Source organism: Candidatus Acetothermia bacterium (genome assembly GCA_024653305.1).
Taxonomy (GTDB): domain Bacteria; phylum Bipolaricaulota; class Bipolaricaulia; order Bipolaricaulales; family Bipolaricaulaceae; genus JACIWI01.
In genome coordinates this window covers 1-2,188 of sequence record JANLFW010000047.1, presented here as the reverse complement: position 1 = coordinate 2,188, position 2,188 = coordinate 1, and the positions used below count along the sequence as shown (strand labels likewise).

Annotated in this window: 1 protein-coding gene; it reads left to right on the top strand. The window is 65.3% G+C overall.

The annotated features are described in order from the left end of the window. The coding region (locus NUV94_08095; GenBank protein MCR4392697.1) for a DUF11 domain-containing protein at window positions 1-2,188 on the top strand (2,188 nt) is incomplete at both ends.

Here is a 2,188-nt window from a genome sequence, read left to right as displayed (position 1 = left end):
TCGTCGCGTGCACGGGCCTGGAGAACAGGCTCGACGCCCGGTTCGGCTGCGACGATGATTCGGTGTGCTACGACACCGCGGAGCATGGCGGCACGGCCACAGCCTCGATCCGCCTCATTCTGAAGAACCCCCTCCTCAACTGGACGCTGCCCACCATCCAGATCCCGTATTGCTCACAGGACGGTGTAGAGGTAACGATACCCATCACCAACAACGGCACTGGTCTTGCCAAGAACATCCGCCTGTGCATCAACTGTGCTCCCCTCGTGGTCAGCGATGTGGGGCCGGGAGCGGAGTATGTCAATGGGTGTTTCGTCCTTGAGGATCCGCTACTTGCGGGCGAGACGTTCGAACTGAAGTTCACCGTAACCTACCCTGGGGATTGGTGCGCGGGCGTGCCCAGCGGAACGGTGCTGTGCCAGACGATCTACGAGAACGCGTGCGGGGAGGAGTTCCGCCCGCCGGTCAGCACGGGGAGCTTCTCCACGACGTACGGCCCACAGGGCCCGCCGAACCTCACGGTATCCCTCAGTGGAGACAACCAAGTCTACATCTGCGCCGAGAATAGCTACAACCTCGATGTGGGCTTCTCGGGGCTCGACAGCTGCGGGAATGGCAGCACCAGCGACGTCAGCGTAGTGGTGAACGTCCCGGCGGGGTTCACGGTTGCCGACAGCGGCGGCGGCACGTGGGTCCCGGGGGGAGACGGAACCGGGGGGACGATCTCTTGGACGACCTCCCCCACCACCCCTCTCTCCACGTCGTTCACATTGGGCGCCCCGGGCAGGCTCCAGTGCGGCCAGGTCGGCACCCTCAGCGCCACCGCGGTAGCCACGGACTGCTGCGGGTGCGCCATCTCCTCCACAAGCTCGCTGCCGATCGCCATCCAGTGCTACCAGCTCGTCACCGCCAGCCGAACGGCGACCCCCTCGACCCAGGAGAAGTGCGGGGAGATCACGTACACGAACACCTACACCTTTGCCGGCAGCGGGCCGGACATCTACTTCACCGACCTCACGTTCATCGCCTACGCCGAGAACGCGCAGGAGTACGTAGGCGGGACGCTCCAGATCATGGTGGACGGGGTTCCGACAGACCCGGTGAGCCTGGCGGACGGGACCCCTGGCGGGAGCCTAGAGGTCCGGGGCATCGACGACGACAGTCTGGTCTGGGGGAAGACCCTTGTGATCTCGTACCGCTTGAAGTTCACCCCCGGCTCGCTCCCCACATCCTGCCCCAGCACGTACAGCTTCTACACCTGGACGACGCTGGATCTCGGACCGGGCTGCACCACAGGCGATGACTGCACGCAGCCGTGCCAGGTCACGGAGACCCTTGTCGTGACGGCGGTCACCCCGTCGATGAGCGTCGCCATCTCGGGACTCCCTACCGACTTCGTGGACCCGTGCGGGACCTACAACGTCACCGTGACCCTCACCAAGACGTCCACTTTTGACCCCCACGACGTGCGGCTCCGGCTCGGCAGCCTCAACTACTACATCGTGGACACGGGGAGCATCGGGTGCAGCGGCGTGTGTCCGACCACAACCGTTCCCACGGAATACGCCGACCACTACGAGTGGGACTACGCCGAAGCTTTCGTGGGACAGCCCAACGGCGCCCAGTCCGTTCTCACCTTCCAGGTGCGGAAGCGCTGCAGCCCTGGCCGCGAGATCACCGCAACGGCGCTGTTCACGGACTCGTGCCGCGAGTCCTCGTGCTCGGTAAGCGCTTCCCGCACCCCATCCTTCCTGCGCGGGCCGCTCCTCTACGTGTCGAAGACCCCTGAGATCATCTACGCCACCCAAAACCCGGTCACCTGGACGATCTATGTCACGAACGGCGGCGCTGGACCAGCGTACGAGGTGTGGGTGGATGACGTGCTCGGGAGCGGCCTGGAGTACGTCTCGTCAACGGCTGACCCCGACGTTGTGCCCCATCCCAACGAGGACCACCACGGCGGATGGATCAACGGCGTAAGCTGGCGAATCCCCGTGATCGCGCCGGGGGCCACGCGAACCCTCACCGTCACCGCCCGCCTAGTGAAGTGCACGGGGCTGACCAACGAGGTTCAGGCAGGAGCGGGATGTGGGGGTGAAGATTGCATCGTGTCCGCGCCTGACTCCGCGTACATCCGCATCCCCACGACCCAGCTTGCGGCGACCTCCTCCACCGCCTCCCCCATCGC